At 53.3% G+C, this 20,450-nt stretch carries 21 protein-coding genes and 1 tRNA gene; 10 read left to right on the forward strand and 12 right to left on the reverse strand.

Going from position 1 to position 20,450, the window contains the following annotated elements; all coding sequences use genetic code 11:
• Positions 1-21: 21 nt before the first annotated feature.
• A complete protein-coding gene (locus EQG79_RS11125; RefSeq protein WP_077923446.1) occupies positions 22-2,292 on the reverse strand; it encodes a RelA/SpoT family protein in 2,271 nt (756 codons plus the stop codon).
• 222 nt (positions 2,293-2,514) lie between these two features.
• Between EQG79_RS11125 and EQG79_RS11130 the strand changes: the two genes are divergently transcribed.
• Positions 2,515-2,596, forward strand: a tRNA-Leu gene (locus EQG79_RS11130).
• 103 nt (positions 2,597-2,699) lie between these two features.
• Positions 2,700-4,061: a trigger factor gene (gene tig, locus EQG79_RS11135; protein ID WP_129601502.1), complete on the forward strand. Its 1,362-nt coding sequence runs from the start codon at positions 2,700-2,702 to the stop codon at positions 4,059-4,061.
• Between the two features lie 90 nt (positions 4,062-4,151).
• Here the strand turns inward: tig and EQG79_RS11140 are convergent, their stop codons facing one another.
• The 6 genes from EQG79_RS11140 to mltG all read right to left on the reverse strand — a co-directional run bounded on the left by EQG79_RS11140 (position 4,152) and on the right by mltG (position 9,879).
• Positions 4,152-5,171, reverse strand: a complete 1,020-nt coding sequence (locus tag EQG79_RS11140) for a hypothetical protein (RefSeq protein WP_170315651.1) — start codon at positions 5,169-5,171, stop codon at positions 4,152-4,154.
• A 105-nt stretch (positions 5,172-5,276) separates the two neighbouring features.
• On the reverse strand, positions 5,277-5,897 hold the full coding sequence (locus EQG79_RS11145; RefSeq protein WP_077923444.1) for an L-threonylcarbamoyladenylate synthase: 621 nt from the start codon (positions 5,895-5,897) through the stop codon (positions 5,277-5,279).
• A 119-nt stretch (positions 5,898-6,016) separates the two neighbouring features.
• Complete coding sequence (locus tag EQG79_RS11150; protein ID WP_236648892.1) at positions 6,017-7,042, reverse strand: glycosyltransferase family 2 protein; 1,026 nt, start codon at positions 7,040-7,042, stop codon at positions 6,017-6,019.
• A 256-nt stretch (positions 7,043-7,298) separates the two neighbouring features.
• A complete protein-coding gene (locus EQG79_RS11155; protein WP_077923442.1) occupies positions 7,299-8,252 on the reverse strand; it encodes a YihY/virulence factor BrkB family protein in 954 nt (317 codons plus the stop codon).
• Positions 8,253-8,351: 99 nt separating this feature from the next.
• Positions 8,352-8,765 (reverse strand): acyl-CoA thioesterase, encoded by a 414-nt coding sequence (locus EQG79_RS11160; RefSeq protein WP_077923441.1) that lies wholly within the window; start codon positions 8,763-8,765, stop codon positions 8,352-8,354.
• A 76-nt stretch (positions 8,766-8,841) separates the two neighbouring features.
• On the reverse strand, positions 8,842-9,879 hold the full coding sequence (gene mltG / locus EQG79_RS11165; protein ID WP_077923440.1) for an endolytic transglycosylase MltG: 1,038 nt from the start codon (positions 9,877-9,879) through the stop codon (positions 8,842-8,844).
• 61 nt (positions 9,880-9,940) lie between these two features.
• Between mltG and EQG79_RS11170 the strand changes: the two genes are divergently transcribed.
• The 6 genes from EQG79_RS11170 to EQG79_RS11195 all read left to right on the forward strand — a co-directional run bounded on the left by EQG79_RS11170 (position 9,941) and on the right by EQG79_RS11195 (position 14,265).
• Positions 9,941-10,441 (forward strand): YybH family protein, encoded by a 501-nt coding sequence (locus EQG79_RS11170; RefSeq protein ID WP_236648891.1) that lies wholly within the window; start codon positions 9,941-9,943, stop codon positions 10,439-10,441.
• Positions 10,442-10,551: 110 nt separating this feature from the next.
• Positions 10,552-11,769, forward strand: coding sequence for an MFS transporter (locus EQG79_RS11175; RefSeq protein ID WP_129601503.1), 1,218 nt, complete (start codon positions 10,552-10,554; stop codon positions 11,767-11,769).
• Positions 11,769-12,173: a hypothetical protein gene (locus tag EQG79_RS11180; RefSeq protein WP_317126247.1), complete on the forward strand. Its 405-nt coding sequence runs from the start codon at positions 11,769-11,771 to the stop codon at positions 12,171-12,173. Before EQG79_RS11175 ends, EQG79_RS11180 begins: the two co-directional genes overlap by 1 nt.
• Positions 12,174-12,437: 264 nt before the next feature.
• A complete protein-coding gene (locus EQG79_RS11185; RefSeq protein WP_077923436.1) occupies positions 12,438-13,004 on the forward strand; it encodes a carboxymuconolactone decarboxylase family protein in 567 nt (188 codons plus the stop codon).
• 9 nt (positions 13,005-13,013) lie between these two features.
• The gene (locus EQG79_RS11190; protein WP_077923435.1) at positions 13,014-13,871 is read left to right on the forward strand and encodes a hypothetical protein; all 858 of its coding nucleotides are present in this window, start codon (positions 13,014-13,016) and stop codon (positions 13,869-13,871) included.
• Between the two features lie 16 nt (positions 13,872-13,887).
• Positions 13,888-14,265 (forward strand): response regulator, encoded by a 378-nt coding sequence (locus EQG79_RS11195; RefSeq protein WP_077923434.1) that lies wholly within the window; start codon positions 13,888-13,890, stop codon positions 14,263-14,265.
• 81 nt (positions 14,266-14,346) lie between these two features.
• On the opposite strand, the gene hslU is transcribed toward EQG79_RS11195, so the two are convergent.
• A complete protein-coding gene (gene hslU / locus EQG79_RS11200) occupies positions 14,347-15,738 on the reverse strand; it encodes an ATP-dependent protease ATPase subunit HslU (RefSeq protein WP_077923433.1) in 1,392 nt (463 codons plus the stop codon).
• A gap of 169 nt (positions 15,739-15,907) precedes the next feature.
• Positions 15,908-17,113, reverse strand: coding sequence for an aminotransferase class V-fold PLP-dependent enzyme (locus EQG79_RS11205; RefSeq protein ID WP_129601505.1), 1,206 nt, complete (start codon positions 17,111-17,113; stop codon positions 15,908-15,910).
• Between the two features lie 106 nt (positions 17,114-17,219).
• On the opposite strand from EQG79_RS11205, the gene EQG79_RS11210 reads away from it, so the two are divergent.
• Positions 17,220-17,771, forward strand: a complete 552-nt coding sequence (locus EQG79_RS11210; protein WP_129601506.1) for a hypothetical protein — start codon at positions 17,220-17,222, stop codon at positions 17,769-17,771.
• Positions 17,772-17,859: 88 nt separating this feature from the next.
• Here the strand turns inward: EQG79_RS11210 and EQG79_RS11215 are convergent, their stop codons facing one another.
• Positions 17,860-18,426, reverse strand: a complete 567-nt coding sequence (locus tag EQG79_RS11215) for a pentapeptide repeat-containing protein (protein ID WP_129601507.1) — start codon at positions 18,424-18,426, stop codon at positions 17,860-17,862.
• A 69-nt stretch (positions 18,427-18,495) separates the two neighbouring features.
• On the reverse strand, positions 18,496-19,401 hold the full coding sequence (gene xerD, locus EQG79_RS11220; RefSeq protein ID WP_077923429.1) for a site-specific tyrosine recombinase XerD: 906 nt from the start codon (positions 19,399-19,401) through the stop codon (positions 18,496-18,498).
• Between the two features lie 98 nt (positions 19,402-19,499).
• On the opposite strand from xerD, the gene aroQ reads away from it, so the two are divergent.
• A complete protein-coding gene (gene aroQ / locus EQG79_RS11225; RefSeq protein ID WP_077923428.1) occupies positions 19,500-19,922 on the forward strand; it encodes a type II 3-dehydroquinate dehydratase in 423 nt (140 codons plus the stop codon).
• A gap of 26 nt (positions 19,923-19,948) precedes the next feature.
• Here aroQ and EQG79_RS11230 read toward each other — a convergent pair whose 3' ends face one another.
• Positions 19,949-20,281 (reverse strand): hypothetical protein, encoded by a 333-nt coding sequence (locus EQG79_RS11230; RefSeq protein WP_077923427.1) that lies wholly within the window; start codon positions 20,279-20,281, stop codon positions 19,949-19,951.
• Positions 20,282-20,450: the final 169 nt, after the last annotated feature.

The raw sequence follows: 20,450 nt of genomic DNA on the forward strand, positions 1-20,450 counted from the left end.
AAATCCCGTAAGTAAAGCTGATCAGGAGTCAAAACGGACTACTTCAAAAACGCCCTGTACCCGCTCCAGCTTACGCATGAGGGTTTCGAGGTGGGCGGTATCGTGAACGTAGAGCCGGATATTCCCCTCGAAGATACCGTCTTTAGAATCGATGGTGACGGAGCGCATATTAATGTGCAGCTCGTTACTGATGATTCGAGTCACGTCGTTGACCAGGCCCACCCGGTCGGTACCGGTAATGCGCAGACCCGATAAGAAGGCCAGTTCTTTCTGGCTGGTCCATTTAGCCTTGATGATCCGATTGCCATGATTCGACATTAACTCGACTGCGTTCGGACAGGTAACGCGGTGAATTTTGATGCCGTCGTTGATGGTTACGAACCCAAATACGTCGTCGCCCGAAATGGGGTTGCAGCATTTGGAGAGCGTGTAGTCGATGCGGTCCATATCCTCGCCGATCAGCAGCATGTCGGCGTCGGCCCGTTCGCCATGGATTTTCTTCAGTTCTTTTACGAAGGCCTTGGCATCGGGCAGCGCATCGGTGTTGAGTTTGTTGGCGCGGTTTTCCCGGGCTTCCTTGTCGGCCTTGAACTTCTTCAGCTCGCTGACATCGATATGCCCCTTGCCAACCCGGTAAAAGAAATCGTCGGTGGTTTTAGAGCCGAAATAGGCCCGCAACTGGTTGATGACCTCGTTAGACATCTCTACCCGCAGCACCCGCAGCTTTTTATTGACCAGCTCGCGCCCGTCGGTCACGTAGCGTTTGTTCTCCTCTTTGATGAGGTCTTTGATCTTCGTCTTGGCTTTGGACGTCACTACGAACCGCAGCCAGTCTTCCGAGGGCTTCTGCCGGTTGGAGGTAATGACTTCGACCTGATCGCCATTCTGAAGTACGTGGCTCAGCGGTACCAGCGTGTTGTTCACCTTCGCGGCCATACAGCGGGCACCAATCTGCGTGTGAATGTCGAACGCGAAATCCAGGGCCGTAGAGCCACGCTGCAGAACCTTCAGATCTCCCTTGGGGGTAAAGACAAAAACCTCTTCGCTGTAAAGATTGCTTCTGAAGTCATCGACAAATTCAATGGCGGCTTTTTTGTCACCGTTACTGGCCGACTCGATCATGTCGCGCACCTGGCTGATCCAGGCTTCGATCCCAGCCCCGGTCTGGGTATCATTTCCTTTATATTTCCAGTGAGCTGCGTAGCCTTTCTCGGCAATCTCGTTCATCCGTTCGGTACGGATCTGCACCTCTACCCACTGTCCCGACTTACTCATTACCGTGGTATGTAATGACTCGTAGCCATTGGTGCGGGGGGTGCTGATCCAGTCTTTCAACCGGTCCGGGTTAGGTTTATAATGATCGGTAACGATCGAATACGCCCGCCAGCAGGCCGCTTTCTCCTCTTCGGGGGGTACGTTCAGGATAATCCGAACCGCAAACAGGTCGTAAATCTCCTCGAACGGCTTCTTCGACTTGTTAAGTTTGGTCCAGATCGAGTAGATGGATTTCGGCCGACCTTTGATCACGAATTTGATGTTGGTATCGGTCAGGTCAGTTTCAATTGGTTCGATGAACCGGCCAATAAACCGGTCGCGGGCAATCTTGGTCTCGCGCAGCTTGCGGGCAATGTCTTTATAGGCTTCCGGCTCTACGTGCTTGAGGTAGAGGTCTTCGAGCTCCGATTTGATGGCGTACAAGCCCAGTCGGTGGGCGAGGGGGGCATAGATATAGATCGTCTCAGCCGCAATTTTCAACTGCTTGTCGCGGGGCATCGAGTCGAGCGTCCGCATGTTATGCAGCCGGTCGGCGAGCTTGATCAAAATGACCCGAACATCGTCCGAAAGGGTGAGCAGCATTTTCCGGAAATTCTCGGCCTGCTGCGACGTGCCATACTCGAAGATACCCGAAATCTTGGTCAGACCGTCTATAATGCGGGCTACTTTGGGCCCGAATGCCCGGTCTATATCGTCAATGGTAGTATCCGTATCTTCAACGACATCGTGAAGTAGCGCGGCTACGATACTTGTAGTACCCAGGCCGATCTCATCAACGGCAATCTGAGCAACGGCCAGCGGGTGGTAGATGTAAGGTTCGCCCGACCGCCGGCGCATGTTTTTATGGGCTTCGGCCGAGGTGTTAAACGCTTTTTTGATCAGCTTGGCGTCGTTGTCTTTCAACATCGGTTTGGCTGAGCGCAGCAGTCGTCGGTACCGTTTTAAAATTTCCTGTCGTTCCTGCTCCAGGTCGATAACGGGTTCGACACTGGGCCGGGACTCAATTGCATGGATCATAGTTGGCGTCTATTCAGGAATGGCCTTTGGTTGTACTCGTACTACCAAGATAACAAATTAATAATCTAAAATCGACGGGCTATCTTATAAAAATAAAACATGGAGGTAGGCGCTTGGCGATTTGCAGATTCTTCGTACTTTTGCGGGCCGAAACAGTTAAACAGCGCGGTTGGCTTGGCCTGAAAAGGCCGTTAATCAGACTGGGTCAACTGTTCACCACCTGCGGGCGTGGCGAAATTGGTAGACGTGCCAGACTTAGGATCTGGTGCCGCAAGGCATGGGGGTTCGAGTCCCTCCGCCCGTACAAAGTACGTTGAGCGATTGAGTAATTGAGTGATTGAGCGATTCCTACCAGAAGCCACTCTCACCCAATCGCTCAATCGCTCAATCACTAAATAGCAATCATCATGGACATTACGCTCGAAAAAGCCAGCGACACCAACGCTTCGCTGAAAATTACGCTTACCCCGGCTGACTATAAGCCCGAAGTCGATAAGAAACTGAAAGATTACGGCCGTAAGGTTCAGTTGAAAGGATTCCGTCCTGGTCACGTACCTGCGTCGCTGGTGCAGAAAATGTACGGCAAAAGCATTCTGGTCGACGAGATCAACTCGATGCTTAGCCGGACCGTGAGCCAGTACATCCGCGAAAACAAACTTCAGGTCGTTGGCGATCCCGTTCCGAACCGCGAACAGGCAGATGCCATCGACTGGGATAACCAAACCGATTTTGCCTTCAGTTATACACTGGGCCTGGCATCGGAATTCAACATCGATTTTGCCGAACTGCCCAGCGTAACCCGCTACGAGATTCAGGCTGGTGAAACCGAAGTAAGTAACACTATTGCTGACCTGCAGCAGCGTTTCCATGGTCACGCTCATGGCGAAGAAGTAGGCGAAACCGATACGATTTACGGCGAACTGGTTCAGACCAGCACGCCCGAGTCAGGTGAGCCGTTCTCGGCCAAAACCGCTTTCCCAATGGACAAAATGGCTGAAGACGCTAAAGGTCAGTTTGTGGGTAAGAAAAAAGGTGACGTTATCAGCTTCGTACTGGAGCAGGCATTCCCCGACGAGAAGGCTCGGGCCAACGCTACCGGCGTGAAGAAAGAAGAAGCCGCTGCCCTGACGGGTGAGTTCAACTTCACGATCGACGACATTACCCGGCATGAGCCGGCCGAACTGAACCAGGAGTTTTTCGACAAGGTGCTGGGTGCCGGTGCGGTCGAGGACGAAGCGCAGTTCCGCACGAAAGTAGCCGAAGTCATTCGGGGTAACTACGCCCGCGAAGCCGATCAGCTCCTGCGGCTCGACATCGAAAAAAACCTGATCGATAACACGCCGATTCTGCTACCCGACGAGTTCCTGAAAAACTGGTTGCTCGAAGTGAACGAAGGCAAGTTTACCCCCGAGCAGATCGACGAGCAGTACGACGACTTCACCAAATCGGTAAAGCTGCAGCTGATCAAAAACAAGATCGCTGAAAACGCGGATATAAAAGTTGAGTTTGACGAGGTACTGGACGCAACCCGCCAGATGGTACGGGAACAGTTCGGCTTTATGGGCAGCGAAAACGAAGAAATGGATAAAACCATTGATCGGATTGCCCGTAACTACCTCATGGATGAGAAGAATAACGGCCAGAACTACACCAGCACGTTTAACCGGGTCTATGACGATAAGGTAATCGAGTACGCCAAAACCCAGCTGACCATTGTGTCGCAGGAAGTAACGGTCGATGAGTTCAAAGCATTGGTCGAGAATCGGTAGGTCGGACAGCTGACTACTGATTGCCCATATATAGAACAGAAAAGGCCCGTCAATTGCTGACGGGCCTTTTCTGTTTGGCTACTACCGGGTCTACTGGTACTGGATATACATCGGCTTGGGCGTCAGGGCCAGCACTTCGGCGGGGGTCATGATGCGCGAACCGGGCTTGCGGAAGTCGTTTTCGTAGAACAGTTTGAAGCCGGTGTACTGAACCGGTTCTTTCTGAATGTAGTCATGATACGAATCTTTCTTCAGTACCGGCGGGCCCCAGCCATCCATATCCATAACGATCTGTACGTTTGGGTCGAGCTTGATGTTTTTGTAGTTCTTGACCATGCCCTGCGTAAAGCGGTGAACGACCAGTACTTTGGGAGGTAGGTTGTTCTCTTTCACGATACGGCTCAGAAACTGTACGGCCTGGTTGATATCCGCAGCATCGTAGCTTCCGATTTTGGTGCCGGGCTTTGCGCCGGTTACCATCGAAAATTCAGGGTCGATGCCTAGATGAACGAAGGGGAGTTTCAGGTATTTTTCCATGTAGGCCATCTCGGGACCCAGTGGCGCATGGCCCCGCTGAATATCCAGAAAGACAATAGCTTTGTGCTCATTCCCCCACTTCAGCACTTTCTTGATGGTTTTGTCCGACATGCGCATGCGATAGCCGCCGTCTTTGCCCGGGGCGCCCTGGGCCGAGGTGGCTACCAGATGCAGGGCTGGCTGGATGGGTGTAGCTGGGTCGGCTTTCTGCCAGTTCTTGATCTCTTCGTCCAGCCGGCGCAACATCTCCTCTTTAGGGTACTTACCCAGAATCCCCATTTTTTTGGAATGAGGATTACCGTAATAGGCAAAGATGCGTTTGTTAGGCAAAAGAGCACCGGTCGGCGCGTAGGTCAACGAATCGAGGGTAGAGTCGCCGGTCGAAACGGCATTGGCGGGCCGGGAGGCCGTTGCTGGTTTAGGGGCTGGTGTGCCCGATGAGTCGGAGGAGGCAGTTGGTTTGGCCGAGGCTTCGGCGGTCAACTGCCCGGACGTTGCCTGTTTTGATTCGGAAGAACAGCCAGTCAGGTGACTGAGGGCCAGTATAGTACTAGCGGCCAGTAAAAAACGCATGCTATAAAAAGAAAGTTGATTGCCTGTAGACACAAAAAAAGGGTTAATCGCCAGTTAAGAGTGCGTTAACCCTATCATGCAAGTATAGAATCTTGTGGTAACTTTTCAAAGAATAAATTCACCAAGCCCCTGACGGATGATAGAAAATTCGTCGTCGGTAGCGTCAATTATAGTCGAGGCCACATTGCCACCGTAGCCGCCATCGATCACGATATCGACCTGATTCCTGAATTTCTCGTAGATCAGTTCCGGATCGGTCGAGTATTCGATGACTTCATCTTCGTCGCGGATGGAGGTGGTAATGATGGGGTTTTCGAGCTGGTGAACAATCTGTCTGGGTATATCGTGATCGGGTACCCGTATGCCCACGGTTTTCTTGTTGGTGTTGAGCAGCTTCGGTACGTTGTTCGTGGCTTCCAGCAGAAACGTGAACGGACCGGGTAATAGCCGTTTCATCACTTTGAAGGCCTGATTGCTTACCCGCGCGTAATCGGCGATGTGGCTTAGGTCGTAACAGATGAATGAGAAGTCGTTTTTGGCTGGCTTGATCCCTTTGATGCGGGCCACCCGCTCAACAGCACGCGCATTATGAATATCACACCCCATGCCGTAAACGGTATCGGTGGGGTATATGACGACGGCTCCGTTGCGCAGGGCTTTGACAACCTGTTCAATCCGGCGCAGGTCAGGGTTTTTAGGATATAATTTCAAAAATTCAGCAGCCATATTCGTTCGGGATAGGGAGCAGCAGGTGGTGTTGTGGTAACGACAGATAACACCCTTGTGTTTCTGACCCTACTGACCTCGCGGGAGTAAGACTACATCCTGACCTGCAAGGAACGAATTTACTGTCGGCTGGGCAACGCAAAGGCCTGCCGGGCGTAGTGCCGATATAAGCTGTTAACGGGCACCTGTAAGCAACTGAGTGCCAGGACAACTTTGGTGAGCAGTCCCGGCTGTTCGATCCGGTTCAGGAGACGGCCAAACTGCCGAACGAGCCCGTACTGTTCAGCGTAATAGGCTTTGCGAATAAATTTCCGAATCCGGCTGGCCAGGGCCTGGTACTCATCCGCCGTGTGGCACCGCTCCAGGGCTTTCTGGCAAACGATCAGCGACGAATGGAGTAAGGCGTTATCGGGCTTGACAACCTGAGCCGCGAGTGAATCGGGTAGCTGCCGTTTCAGCGTCAGTACTTCATCGAGATAGGCATAGTGATACAGCCGTGCTGACCGAACCCAGAAGTCAAAATCTTCGTAGGCGAGTGATTCGTCATAGCCGCCCAGCTCGTTCAGCACATCGCGCCGGATCATCATCGTCGGGGTGCAGATGAAATAAGACTCCAGCACATTACGAAAAACGTTGCCGGAGGGGACTACCGTACTGGACCGCCCCCGTGGGTCTGTCGGGTAGTGGGACGAAAGCCGTCGGCCCTGTTCGTCGATATAGTCCGCATTGGAAAAGACGACGGCGTAGGGCCCCGACAGCCGTTCGAACAGCTCAACCTGCTTCGAGATGCGGCCGGGCAGAAGCACATCGTCGGCGGACAGGTCAATAATATACCGGCCCCGCGCCAGTGACAGGCCCTGGTTGAACGCGCGGTTCAGGCCTACGTTCGTTGTGTTTTGAAGAAACTGCAGATTGGGGTGTTGCCGGGCAAACCGACTGATACACCCGGACGTCGCGTCTGTACTGGCATTGTCGATAACGATCAGCTCTACGTTCGGATAATCCTGTTCTACAACCGATTGAAGGGCCTCTTCTACGTAACGCTGATGATTATAAGCCGTACAGATAACCGTCACCCAGGGTTTGATCCGATTCAGATACGGACCCATTGGCAATGGAGTAAACTGACCAGTAACAGAAGTCATCTACAGGGAAAAGTTTACAAACACCGTTCGGTATAACCGGCGGAGTTGAGTTGTTAATCTAAAATTACACACCTGTTGTAACCCAGCTGCCTATATTTTTAGTAAACGGAAAAAGGTTTTTTAATACCCTTTGCATCCGCGAAAGTTGGCACGGTTTTTACCAATGTCTGTATGAACCTGTTTTGGTGTCGTGCCAGAAATGGCTCACGCAAAAGGGTGCTTTTACATTTATGGGTTAGGGTTCACAAACGCCACTTCAGCTATTGGAGGTGGCGTTTGTTGTTTTCTCGGCAACACTGGGGTTTTTATCTCCCTCAAGGTTATACAGCGCCACGTTCATTTCAAAACCCAGAATGAGCAGGAGTGAAATAAGGTTGATCCAGATCATAAGCGCGATGAGCGTGCCTATCGAGCCATATACCTTGTTGTACGACCCGAAGTTGGAGACGTAGTAGGAGAAGCCAAGGGTTGTCAGAACGATCAGGACCGATGCGATGATAGACCCCGGGGTGACAAAGGCCCATTTCATGTCGACGTCGGGTCCGAACCGATAAATCACCGAAACGGCTCCCACAAAAACAGCAAAAACCAGTAGATAACGGGCTACGGCCAGCAAGTTGACAAACACCACATTATTCAGAATACCGAAGCGGAGCAGATACTCACTGACTACCCCACCGATAATTAGTACAACAATGGCCAGAATCAGGGCTACGGCCAGCGTGAAGGTGAGCCCCACAGCCACGCCCCGAACTTTGAAGAAGCCACGACTGTCTTCCGACTCGTGCGACGAGTTAAAGGCATTCATAAGCGCTACCAGACCGCTTGTGGCCGAATAGAGCGCCAGCAAAAAACCGAACGACAGCACACCACTCCTGGGCCGACTAATGATGTCACGGATGGTCGTAGCCACCGAACTGAAGGTGTCTCCCGGCAGTACCCGCTGGAAGAACGCCATAATCTGCTCCTCCAGATTGGGAATTGGGATGTAGGGAATGAGCGTGAACAGGAAGATGATCGTTGGAAATACGGCCAGTATCAGGCTGTACGCAACGGAAGCCGCCCGCTCGCTGGTGTCGTTTTCAATTACTTTGTTCGTCATCTTATTCAAAAACTCGTACCAGGAGGTTTTTGAATCGAACGGACGATGATCGTGCAGCCAGATGCGGGCACCTGACAGCGCGTCAAAGCTCATTAATTTGTCGAACATAACGTCAGAAGTTGGTAATGGCTGGTCAGGTTCTTTAGATGTTGTGAACCGATCTTGGTAACAACCCTCTTTGCATTGACAACCAGCCACGATTTTAACCTACTCCTGAAAAAAAGGTTTGGCAAGCTCGATCAAATCGTCAGGAGCCAGACAGGGACGCCCGGTATCGGACCGGATGAAGACAAGGGTTGTCTGGCCGGTGTTGAGCAGTACGCCATGCTGATTGAAGATTTCGTACGTGAAGAGAAAGCGGGTTTTGGGAAGCTGGGGCACCGTTACCCGAACCGTCAGCAGATCATCGTACCGGGCCGGCCGAATGAACCGGGAGCTGAGGTCATACACCGGCATCGAAATACCCCGTTCTTCAAGCTCTTTGTAGTTCAGCCCCAGCTGGCGGAGGGCTTCTACCCGGCCTATCTCGTAAAACCGGGCGTAATTGCCGTAATAGACGACCCCCATCTGATCGGTGTCGTAATAACGTACGCGAATGTCAGTAACGTCGTAAACAAACATGGAGACTAATGGATAGACAACGGCCTGTTTCTCTACTGCAGTACCGTTGCCTCATTCGTTGTAAACGGGTGTTCTCTTATTTCATGATTTTCATCCGGGTCAGCGCCTGCTGATAAAGCCGGGCGTTGGCCAGATGTTCTGAAAGAGTTTTGGAGAAGGTATGGTAGCCGTTGAACCGCGCGTCGACGACGAAATACAGGTAGTCGTGCTGTTCTGCATTCAGGACCGCGTCGATCGTGGCCGGGGCGGGGAGGTTGATGGGCCCCGGGGGCAGGCCAGCGTATCGATAGGTGTTATAAGGCGAATCGACTGTGAGCTGCCGGTTCAGCAGCCGCCGGATGCTGAAGTCGCGCAGGGCAAAAATGACCGTGGGGTCGGCTTCCAGCTTGATGCCCCGTTTGAGCCGGTTCAGGTAAACACCAGCCACACGGGGCTGCTCGTCACGTTTGTTGGTTTCGGCCGCAACGATCGATGCCAGCACCTGAGTCTGGGTCTGGCTCAGACCCAGCGCCTGTGCCTTGGCCTTCCGCTCGGGGGTCCAGAACTTTTTATATTCGGAGCCCATACGCTCCAGGAAGGCGTCGGGTTTGATTGTCCAGAAGAATTCGTAGGTGTTGGGCAGAAACAGACAAACTATGGTGGTGGTGTCGAAACCATACTTCTGGCAGACGGCCGGATCGTTAAGCCGTTCGGCCAGCGATTCCGGGCCAAAGGCAAACTTGCTGCCCAGCCGCTGGATCAAATCGCTTTTCTGACGCATGCTGTTAAAGGTCACCGTCATGGGGTCCTGGCTGCCGCTCCGCAGTTTGACCAGCGCAGCCCGGTTGCTCATACGGGGTTCGATCTCGTACCGCCCTTCTTTTACCCGCTCGGGGTACTTCATAAGCTTGGCCAGAAACCGGAACGACATCTCGTCATTGATGACTTTATGCTTCTGGAGGGTATCCATGACCGACTCGAACGTAGCGCCTTTCGGAATCAGCAGGGCAAAGGTCGGATCGTTCTCACGGACCTGAAGATTAGGGCTTTTGAATATCTGCCAGAAATAAAACGTGAACGTCGTTAGCAGGATAGAGACGGTGAGGAAGATACCAATTTTAAGGTTACGCGACATAACGAGGGGACGGTATTATTCCGCAAATTTACGCCAAAACTGTACCAAACACCTACCACTTGTGAAGAACACCTTACTTCTTCTTGTACTGACTGGCTTATTGACGGATTCGTGCCGCTCGCGGGTAGAGAGTCCACGGGCTATGAACCCGGCAGCTGCTACCCGTCAGCGGGCCATCGATGAAATTCGGGAAGCCGATCTGAACTTTAGTATGCTATCCGAAAAACAGGGTATGGCCAAGGCCTTTACTACTTACGCTGCTGACGACGCGATCAAACTCAACGAGGGCGCTCCGCCCACCATTGGGTTTGATTCGCTGCGGGCCCAGATGGCCCGGCTGCCCCGAACCGGGACCACCCTGACCTGGCAGGTTCTCAAGGCAGATGCGGCTCAGTCGGGCGAACTGGGCTACACCTTTGGGCAGTGGCTCCTGACCAGCAAGGGCGAGTCGGGCGTAGCCAAACGGGCAGAAGGGGTATACATGACCGTCTGGAAACGACAGCGCAACGGCCAATGGCGGTTCGTGCTCGACGGCGGTAACACCACCACGCCAACGGAATAAATCAGCCTTTCTGGTGGCCAGCTCGGTGGGAGCCCACAATAAATCCTGCTGATTCCAGTAAGCCATGTCCTGAAAAAGGCGTAAATTTGGGCGAACTAAATCAACTCGTTTTGGTCGTTCGCCCATTCTCATTTCCTCGTCAGGCCGACGGTACAGCCCTCTACACGTTCTCGTTCTGGTTGCTCTGTATCAGCAACTTTCTATTCTCGGCAAGTTTCTCCATGATGATTCCGGAGCTGCCCGATTACCTGACCAGGCTGGGCGGACGGGAATATGTCGGTCTGATCATCGCCCTGTTTACCCTCACGGCCGGGGTGTCGAGGCCTTTCAGCGGTAAAATTACGGATACGGTCGGGCGGGTGCCGGTAATGGCCTTTGGTTCGCTGGTTTGTTTCGTGTGCGGATTCCTGTACCCGTATTTGCTGACGGTATGGGGGTTTCTGACGCTGCGGCTGATTCACGGCTTCTCGACCGGCACGAAACCAACCGCTACGGCAGCCTACGTGGCCGACGTGGTGCCGGCTACGCGTCGGGGCGAAGCCATGGGGATGCTGGGTCTCTTCACGGCCATGGGTATGTCGCTGGGGCCGGCCATTGGGAGCTGGCTGGCCGATGATTTTTCGATGAACGTCATGTTCTGGACCTCTTCGGCGTTTGCGCTGCTATCGATCGGTATTCTGCTCCGTATGCCCGAGACGCTGGTTAATCCCGAACCGTTCCGGTTTGGGTTGCTGAAGCTGCGCAAAGACGAACTCTTCGACTGGCAGGCCTGGCCTCCGTTTGTGGTCCTGCTGCTGCAGTCCGTGTCTTACGGTACGGTGCTGACGGTGGTATCGACCCTGAGTGGGCTGCTGGGCATAGCGAATAAAGGCTTATTTTTTACGGTTTATACGGTGGCCTCGCTGGTAGTTCGGATGGTATTCAGCCGTACTTCCGACCGGTATGGGCGGGTACCGGTACTCCTGGTGTCGACAACGGCGCTGGCTCTGTCGATGGGGCTGCTGATGCTGGTTGATCCAGCCAACGCCAACGCCAGGGTGTATTTCTGGACGGCTGCCGTTGGGTTTGGGCTGGCCTCGGGAATGAACTCGCCGACCGTACAGGCCTGGACGGCCGACCTCGCCGATGAGCACACCCGCGGGCGGGCTATGGCGACCATGTACATTGCGCTGGAAGCTGGTATCGGCCTGGGGGCGGTTGCCGCGGGCTGGATGCTGAACCACGTTCCCGGAGTGGCGGGCATCGACGCATCGTTCGGTTTTTCGGGGGTGCTGGCGCTGGGTGCTGTCGCTTATCTGGCCTGGTACCAACGTCGGCGAACTGCCTGATGGAAATCGAAGCCCGTATCCGCCCGCTGGTCGACGCCCTGAATGCTACCGGGCTGGTGCAGACGTTCAGCAGCTGCGAAGGGCATTTTGCCCCGGAAGAGCAAACCCTGGTAGACCGTAACCAGGCTGAAGTTCGGTTCATACCGGCATCCGGAATCCAGTCACCGCAGGTCGAGAGGCTGCTGGCCTCCGTGCTCATCCGCTTTAAACAGAGCCATGGCCTGGTTCCTACGACAGTAACCGGCTTCAAGCTATTCACCCCCCTTGACGAGGTGGAGGTAGAGGAGACGTTCGTACTGCAGCTACGGCCGTTCAACCGATTCGATTCGCCGAACCATAAGCGGGCCGACACCGATCGGGCAATCCAACAGATCGTCGCTATTCTCGGTCAGATGAAAAGATAAGCAGCCGAAAAACGGTCTTTTACTGGTAAGTGTCTATATCTGGTTAATGAATACGACCTGGAAATGGCCTTATTTCACGACTATTTGTAAAATATACCTTGAAGTATGCTATTTTGTTAACCATAAATATATATTTGTAAGTTATCGGTGGCCAATACACTGCAGGCAAGGTCTTTACCGCCTGGAGCGAAAACATCGATCTGCTCAAACCGTAGATTTCTTCATTACTCTTTACGCCAACTCATTCCTGTTCGCTCACAATTCATGAACCAACTTTCTCTTTTCAAAACTATACACTACAACGAAGCCTCTCCCGAAGTACAGCAGATTTACGACGAAACGAAGCGGGAATTGGGCTTGCCTTTTGTGCTGAACTGGTTTAAGTGTCAGGGAAGTAACCCGGTATTGCTGCGGGGAAACTGGGCCAAACTACGCGCTACGCTCATTCAGGGGTCGGTACCGAATGTGCTCAAGCAGCTGATCATTTACAATGTATCGGCCCAGCGGGGGTGCCAGTATTGTGCAAAAGCGCACTCAATTTTTGCCAACTCGATGGGCAAATCGTTCGGAAGTGATTTTGTTATCACGGAGAACCTGGATAGCGATCTGATTCCACTCAGTTATCGCATAGCGGTTAAGGTCGTAACGAACGCTGCCCTTAATTCGGCCTCGGTAACGGCCAACGATTTTCAGCAGCTTTTCGACGCTGGATTTGACGAACAGGAGATTCAGGAGCTGATGGCCCAGGCCGATCTGGTCAATATGCTCAATACAATTGCCAATATATCCGGTATCAGAATCGACAACGAACTATTGGAAATAGACGCTTAACACTGCGCTTTGTCTACCAGCCTGGAGTTTAAATACCGTATCATCTACGAATCCTTATCGCGATTTTCGAGCACGCTAAGCCGCTCGATGACGCTGGAGGAGGTGAGGTCCTGTCTACAGCGGCAGGTGAAGTACCTGTTCGACTACCAGCTGATCCGGTTCTGCTTCTATCAGCAGGAGTACGTTATCGTCTGCTCACTCACCCCGGTCAGTAGTCAGATCCGGTCTGGCGGGCTTGATCTGATGTGGGCGTATGAGCAGAGGCTTCTCGCGGATAATGTGCCGGTCATCACCGAAGATCAGGCTCTGATCTCGGAAAACGTACGTCAGCTATCTCTGCAACTACCCTGTACACCATCGGAGCTGTGGGGCTGGAATAACGTTTTCTCAGCCGACTCCGGCATTATCGTGTCGGTTTATTCGGGGCTTGACCGCCAGTTTCAGTCCACCGACGTGCCGGTTCTAAAAATTACCCTGGAGAACTTATACGCCAAGCTCCTATCGATTCAGCTGATCGAAGAATTGGGTAAGAGTAAAAAAGAGATTGAACAGGCGCTGCTGGGAGTACAGGAAAAAAACGCGGTCATTGCCCGGCTGGTAGCTACGCAGGATGAAATTATCCGTAGTCGTACGCAGGAACTTGAGGAGAAAAATACGAAGCTGCTCCAGTTATCTCGGCAACACGCCCACATCATTCGCGAGCCTCTTACGCGCATCCTGAGCCTGACCTACATGGTCGAAATATTACCCGCCGACGAGGTGGTTACGGAAATACTTCCGTTGCTCGTCACAACATCAACTGACCTGGACACGGCCTTGCAGCAGGTCATAAAAAGCATTGATTCAGAGCTTGGCTACCCGGGCTGAATACCCGCAACAGATTATGGTTACTATTATGCTGGTCGACGATAGCAGTATCTGCAATCTTCTGATGAAGAAAGTACTGAGTCGCTTACCCATTTCAATCGGGATACAGGACTTTACGGATCCTGTAGAGGCTTTCGCTCAACTGCCACAACTTAACCCAGGCCTTATCTTTCTCGATCTGAACATGCCGGAACTGGATGGCTGGGGATTTCTGGAAAAAATGAAGGAAGCAGGATTGACCAACCGGGTCATCATTCTTTCCTCCTCCACCAGCGATCGGGACCGGATGCGCTGCGATGAATTTCCGAATGTGCTGGCCTACCATACCAAGCCGCTAACCCACGCGATGGTGACGGCCCTGATGAGCACCCTTCAGATTGAGTTATTGATTTGAACCCGCATCTCGCGGATACTGGCGAGGACTGGTTGCTGCCGGTTCAGCCGGATGGCGTCAGCCACCACCCGGCTGACAATGCTAGAGAATAAACTGGCTCAGATCCCGGTTCTTGACCAATCCGTTCAGCTTCTCGCCGACCAGTTCTTTGGTTACCACTACCTGCGCGTTGGCACCGATCACGTCGGGAATGTCGAACATAAAGTCGTTCATTAGATGGCTGAGTACGGTCTGCAACCGGCGGGCGCCGATATTCTCAACGTCCTGATTGACCTCAAACGCAATACGAGCCAGTTCGCGCAGGGCGTCGTCCTGAAAATTCAGGCTTACGTTTTCGGCCTGTAGCATGGCTTCGTACTGTTTGGTCAGCGCGTTCTTGGGTTCTTTCAGAATCTGGTAAAAATCGTCTTCCGACAGGCTCTGTAGTTCGACCCGGATCGGGAAGCGGCCCTGCAACTCCGGAATCAGATCGCTCGGCTTGGCAACATGGAAAGCCCCCGCAGCAATGAACAGAATGTGGTCGGTATGAATAACGCCGTACTTGGTGTTTACCGCACTGCCTTCCACAATGGGTAACAGGTCGCGCTGTACGCCTTCACGACTCACGTCAGGGCCTCCACCGCCATTGCCTGACCGGGCCGAGGCTACCTTATCGATCTCATCGATGAAAATAATGCCGGCATCTTCGGCTTTTCGGATGGCTTCTTCCTTGACCTCATCCATATCGATGAGTTTGGCCGCTTCTTCTTCCAGCAGGATGGTGCGGGCTTCGGCAATGGTCACCTTGCGCTTTTTGCCCCGTTTAGGCATCATGCCGCTCAGCATCTCCTGAATGTTCATCATCGACAGGTCGTCAACGGCTCCGCCCATAACGCCGATGTTGGGCATCTGGGTCTGCTGCACGTCGATGTCGATTTTCCGGTCATCCATCTCGCCGGAGCGGATCTTATCGCGGAAGCGCTCGCGGGTCCGTTCGTTCAGCTCGGCGTCCGGGTCCGACTTCTCATTCTCGAAACCAAGGTGAGGTTGCCCATTGACGGGCTTGACGGGCGGAATCAGAATGTCTAGAATGGCATCTTCAACGGCCTGCTGAGCCCGGACCTGTACGGCCTCTTTCTTAGCCGCCCGCACCATATTGACCGACTGCTCGACCAGGTCGCGTACCATACTCTCTACGTCACGGCCTACGTAACCGACTTCGGTAAATTTAGACGCTTCGACTTTGATAAACGGCGCGTCGGCAATTTTAGCCAGCCGCCGGGCAATCTCGGTTTTCCCGACACCCGTAGCACCGATCATCAGGATATTGTTGGGCGTGATTTCACGCTGCATGTCCGCAACGCTGTTCATCCGGCGCCACCGGTTACGAAGGGCAATCGCAACGTTTCGTTTGGCGTCGTGCTGCCCTATGATATATTGATCGAGCTCGGCAACGATCTGCCGGGGGGTAAGGTCTTTAATTGAAGTTGTCATTGAAAAATGAGGGCAAAGTTGGCCCTCTCCCTGAAGAAGAAACACGCTAACGGGTAAAATGTGCGATTTAATGCCCGGAATTTTGTAAAGCCATGAGCTTCTGTCGAGTTAGCCCGCCCCGTGCTGCCGATCAGCCGGGGCAGGGCGCTGAAGCAGCCAACAGGTAGATTTACCGAAGTACCTCCTGCAAGACATCCGTCAGCACGGTTACGTCGTCCGGCGTATTGTACACGTGCGGGGCAATGCGCAACACGCGGGCGCGGGCCGATACCGACACATTTCTGGCCTGGAGCGCCTGGGATACCGCCATCGGATCGGCCTGTTCGGGCAGCCATACCCCAACCAGGTGGTGACTCCGGCCGCGGGCACCATTAACGGGCTCGACCCGGCAGCCGAGCGTTTCCAGAATAGGCCAGGCGTTGGCTAGTAGCATGCTTGTATAGGCCTGAATCCGCTCGGGCTTCCAGTCGTTGAGTTGCGTTAAGGCGGCTTCGAGCATGGGCATCTGAATAAAATGGGTCGATTCGCCCACGTTGTATCGGTACGCCTTAGGGCGGTAGGCGGGCTGATACTCGGTGAGCCGATGAAACTGATTGCTGTCCAGTCTGTTTGCCCAGCCTTCTTCGAGCGGAATGCCGTCATCGAAGGCGGGGCCGTAATAGGCCAGTCCCAGCGAGTAGGGGCCCATCAGCCATTTGTATCCCACGCAGATCAGCGCATCGGGCTGTACAGCCTGCAGATCGAACTGCAGCGCGCCCACCGACTGGGTTCCGTCAACGGCCAGCCAGGCACCCACCGAACGGGCTCGCTCCCCAATGGCTTCCAGATCGAACCGAGTGCCATACATCCAGTGAACAGGAGGTACCACAACCAGGGCTGTATCGGGCCCGATGGCGTTCAGCAGCCGTTCGTTCCAGCGTTCGCCCAGCGGCTGGGAAGCATCTTCAGATCGGCTGGGCATACTGACGACGTCAATGGATAGCCCCAATTCTTTCGATACCCGGTCCCAGGCATACACATCGCTCGGAAACTCGTCACCAATGAGAACGATCCGCTGGCCAGCCTGCAGGCCCGGTTTGCGGGATAGGTTTCTCGCAACTACCCCCATCCCGTACGACACCGACGGAATAACCGCAATTCGGTCCGGATCAGGATTGTTAATCAGCGCTGAAAACAACGCCCGAACCCGGACAGCCCCGCTGAAAAAATCGTCGGGGTGCAGGCCGAACGGATTCGCCTGCTGGGTCAGGGCATCGTGGCCAGCCTGTTCGACCCGCAGGCTGAACGGCGAACGAGTGGCACAGTTGAGATAATGAATGTTGTTAGGTAATCGGAAGAGGTGCTTCTGACAGGTAAGCGCAAGGGTATCAGACATAAAGAAAAAAAACAGTCAGGAATATTTTACGGAAGAGTCACTGATTAGAGTAATTCTGGCACGAGGTTTGTTTTAAGTTATGTGGTTGAAAAATACTGTAACTTGTATGTTAACAATACTAGGTATTGGGTCACGTGTTTGCCATGATGAGTTTGGCGATGGCGTCGTGATTAATGTCAAACCGACGGCCTACGTCATTACGTTTCAGAAAGACGGCGTGAAGGTACTCAAATTCGATACGCCACTGACCGTTGTGGAGGCTATCGAGCCCGACAGTGATCTGGTGAGTTTGCTCGATGTCGAGCAGGCCATGATGCGGGTGCTGATGCGCTGGTCGGCGCAAACCGGAGCCGAGTCGATGGAAACCGTACCGATGGGAGACAAATGGAAAGGCGGCAAACTTATTCTGAAACCGGGACGAGCAGACCTGGCATCAAAAGAGATGCCAATAGACGGATTTTTTCACAAAATCGTGCTGATCCGGGATCGGTTGCGGGTGCTTGAGCAGCGCGTCAACGCCAGCGAACTGGACGACGAACAGAAGATTAATATTCAACAATATATCACCAAAATATACGGCAGTCTGACCTCGTTCAATCTGCTGTTCAAACATCAACACCAGCAGTTCGTGGGCGATAAAGCCACGGCTGAGGCCTAGTATTTCATGTAGTTTTGGGTTAGTTAGGTTGGGAGATCCCTGCTATCGATTCGATGGCAGGGACTTTTTTTGAATGATGAATGATTTGTTACTCGATGATGGTGAGGTTGTACTGGGCGAGGAGGCCCGGCAGGTTGTGGAGCGAAAACCTGGCTTTCTTCACCGTATTGTCGTCCAGGTTCATGCGCAGGTTGTAGGAGGTTGAAAAATCGGCCTGAGTCAGGTTGTTCTCGCCAAACTTAGCCAGTTCCAGATTGCAGTGTTTAAAGACCGCGCCCGTCAGGTCACACTTGAGAAAATGCGCTTCTTTCAGCGAGCAGTCCACGAAGCGCGTCTTTTTCAGGTTGCGGCTTAGAAAAACCGTGTAGTCGAGCTGACACTCCTCAAAATCGACGTGGAAGGCAAAGGCGTTACAAAAGCTGAAGTCGACCTGGCTCAACCGGCAGTGGGCAAAATGAACATCGTCGAATTTGGTGTTCTTCACCTGGCACCCGGCCAGATTGCAGGTGTCGAACTGGCAATTGGTGAAATTTGACCGGGCCAGCACCTGCTGCGATAGATCAAGTTTCCTGAACGTACACTGCTCAAATTCGTGATCGTACCAATGGACTGGCAACTGGTCGGGCTGGTCGAAAAGCTGGTTGAAGTATTCCATGTGTAGCTAAAAGACTAGGAACAGGTTTACGAATGATAGCCGGTAGAACTGGATGGCCTGCCGGGTTTTTCAATGTCGGCGGCTCCGGGGGTGGTATTCGCGCAGCGTCTGCTGAAGGTAATCACGGTCGAGGTGGGTGTAGATTTCGGTGGTCGTGATGGATTCGTGGCCGAGCATCTGCTGTACGGCCCGCAGATCGGCACCGCCTTCGATCAGGTGGGTGGCAAACGAGTGCCGGAAGGTATGGGGGCCTATCGTTTTCTGAATACCTACGTCGGCGGTGAGTTTCTTGATCGTTGTAAACACGGTGATGCGTGAGAGTTGCCGGCCCCGCAGGTTCAAAAAAATGGTGTCTTCATCTCCTTTCTGAATGGGCAGCTGCGAACGAACGTGGTCCACATAAATACGGGTATAGTGCATCGCATCCTGACCAATAGGTACGAGCCTGACCTTATCGCCCTTGCCCAGCACCCGGATGAACCCTTCCGTAAAGTAGCAGTTCGTAAGCCGCAGGTTCAGGAGTTCCGAGACCCGCAATCCCGAACTGTAGAGCACTTCGAGCATGGCCCGGTCGCGGGTGCCGCCGGGTGTCGACAGGTCGATTGCGTCCAGAATGGACTCGATTTCGGGGAAGCTAAGCGTGTCGGGCAGTTTGCGGCCAAGCTTGGGCGACTGCAGCAGCTGCGTCGGGTCGTGCTGGATGAGGTTTTCGAGCAGCAGGTATTTGAAAAAGGATTTGAGCCCCGACAGCATCCGCGCCTGGCTGTGTGCCGACAGACCAAGCTCACCCAGATACTTCAGGAAGTTCATTAGCTGCTTCTCCGACACCTGCATGGGCGACAGCGCGGGGTCGGTCAGTAAAATGTACTCATGTAGTTTTTCGGCGTCGTGCAGATACGCTTCTATTGAGTTTTCGGCCAGGGAGCGTTCAAGCTTGAGGTAGTTCTTAAAGGCGTTTATATAACTTTGCCACACAGGAAACGATCGGTTAACAGCCGCACCAGCGACTCCGTCACGAAGTACGCAGTATTCGGCGAAACCGCCAACCAAACGCCCAGACCCGTAAAATCAGTATGAAATCGATTTTAATCATTAATGGCCCCAACCTGAACCTCTTAGGCAAACGGGAGCCGGATATCTACGGTAATCGCTCGTTTGTCGATTACCTGAAAAGTATTGAGCCGCTGTTTCCTGATGTACAGCTGCGCTATTTTCAATCAAATCATGAGGGTGAACTGCTCGACAAAATTCACGAGCTGGGCTTTGATATCCATGGCATTGTGATCAATGCGGGAGCATATACGCACACCTCGATTGCCCTGGCGGACGCTTTATCGGCAGTAACGGCACCGGCGGTAGAGGTGCATATATCCAATGTACACGCCCGGGAGTCGTTCCGGCATCACAGCTACCTGTCGGCCAAGTGTAAAGGGGTAATTGCCGGATTAGGCCTCACTGGCTACGAACTGGCCATCCGGTATCTGCTGACGCTGTAGGCACAGCGTCAGCAGGCGTAAAAGACTTACAGGGTATCCCGTTTGGCGGCCCGTTTGGCTTCGCGCCGGGCTTTCACTTTGTCGGCCTCGCTTTCGATGGCGTTACCGGCTTTGTCGACGCCCCGGTTGATGGCATCGCCAGCATCTTTGGCGGTTTCTTTGGCACCACGGCCTACTTCGGTAGCGGCATCGCCCAAATTACGGCCGGTTTCTTTCATCGAGCCTTTAACCCGGGCTTTACGCTCCATGCGTTCCTGTTTGCGGAGTTCACGGCGGGTCATGCCGGTGCTGTCCTGGGCGTAGGCACCTGCCGACATCAGAAGCACCAGAACCAGTGCTGAAAATACGTTGGTTTTCATAATGTGTTGAGTTGATTGACTTTGGTAGCGTTCCCAACCAGAAATACGAATCATAGTCGGGGACATCCTGTTTACGTTTTAACCGATGCCGTTTGGCAATTGTTTGTCCAAACCCCTGCAACGGCTTAATCGACAGCCTTATATCCGGGTTTAGCCGTATTGCCTGAAC

This window comes from Spirosoma sordidisoli, from assembly GCF_004138325.1.
Classification (GTDB): Bacteria; Bacteroidota; Bacteroidia; order Cytophagales; family Spirosomataceae; genus Spirosoma; species Spirosoma sordidisoli.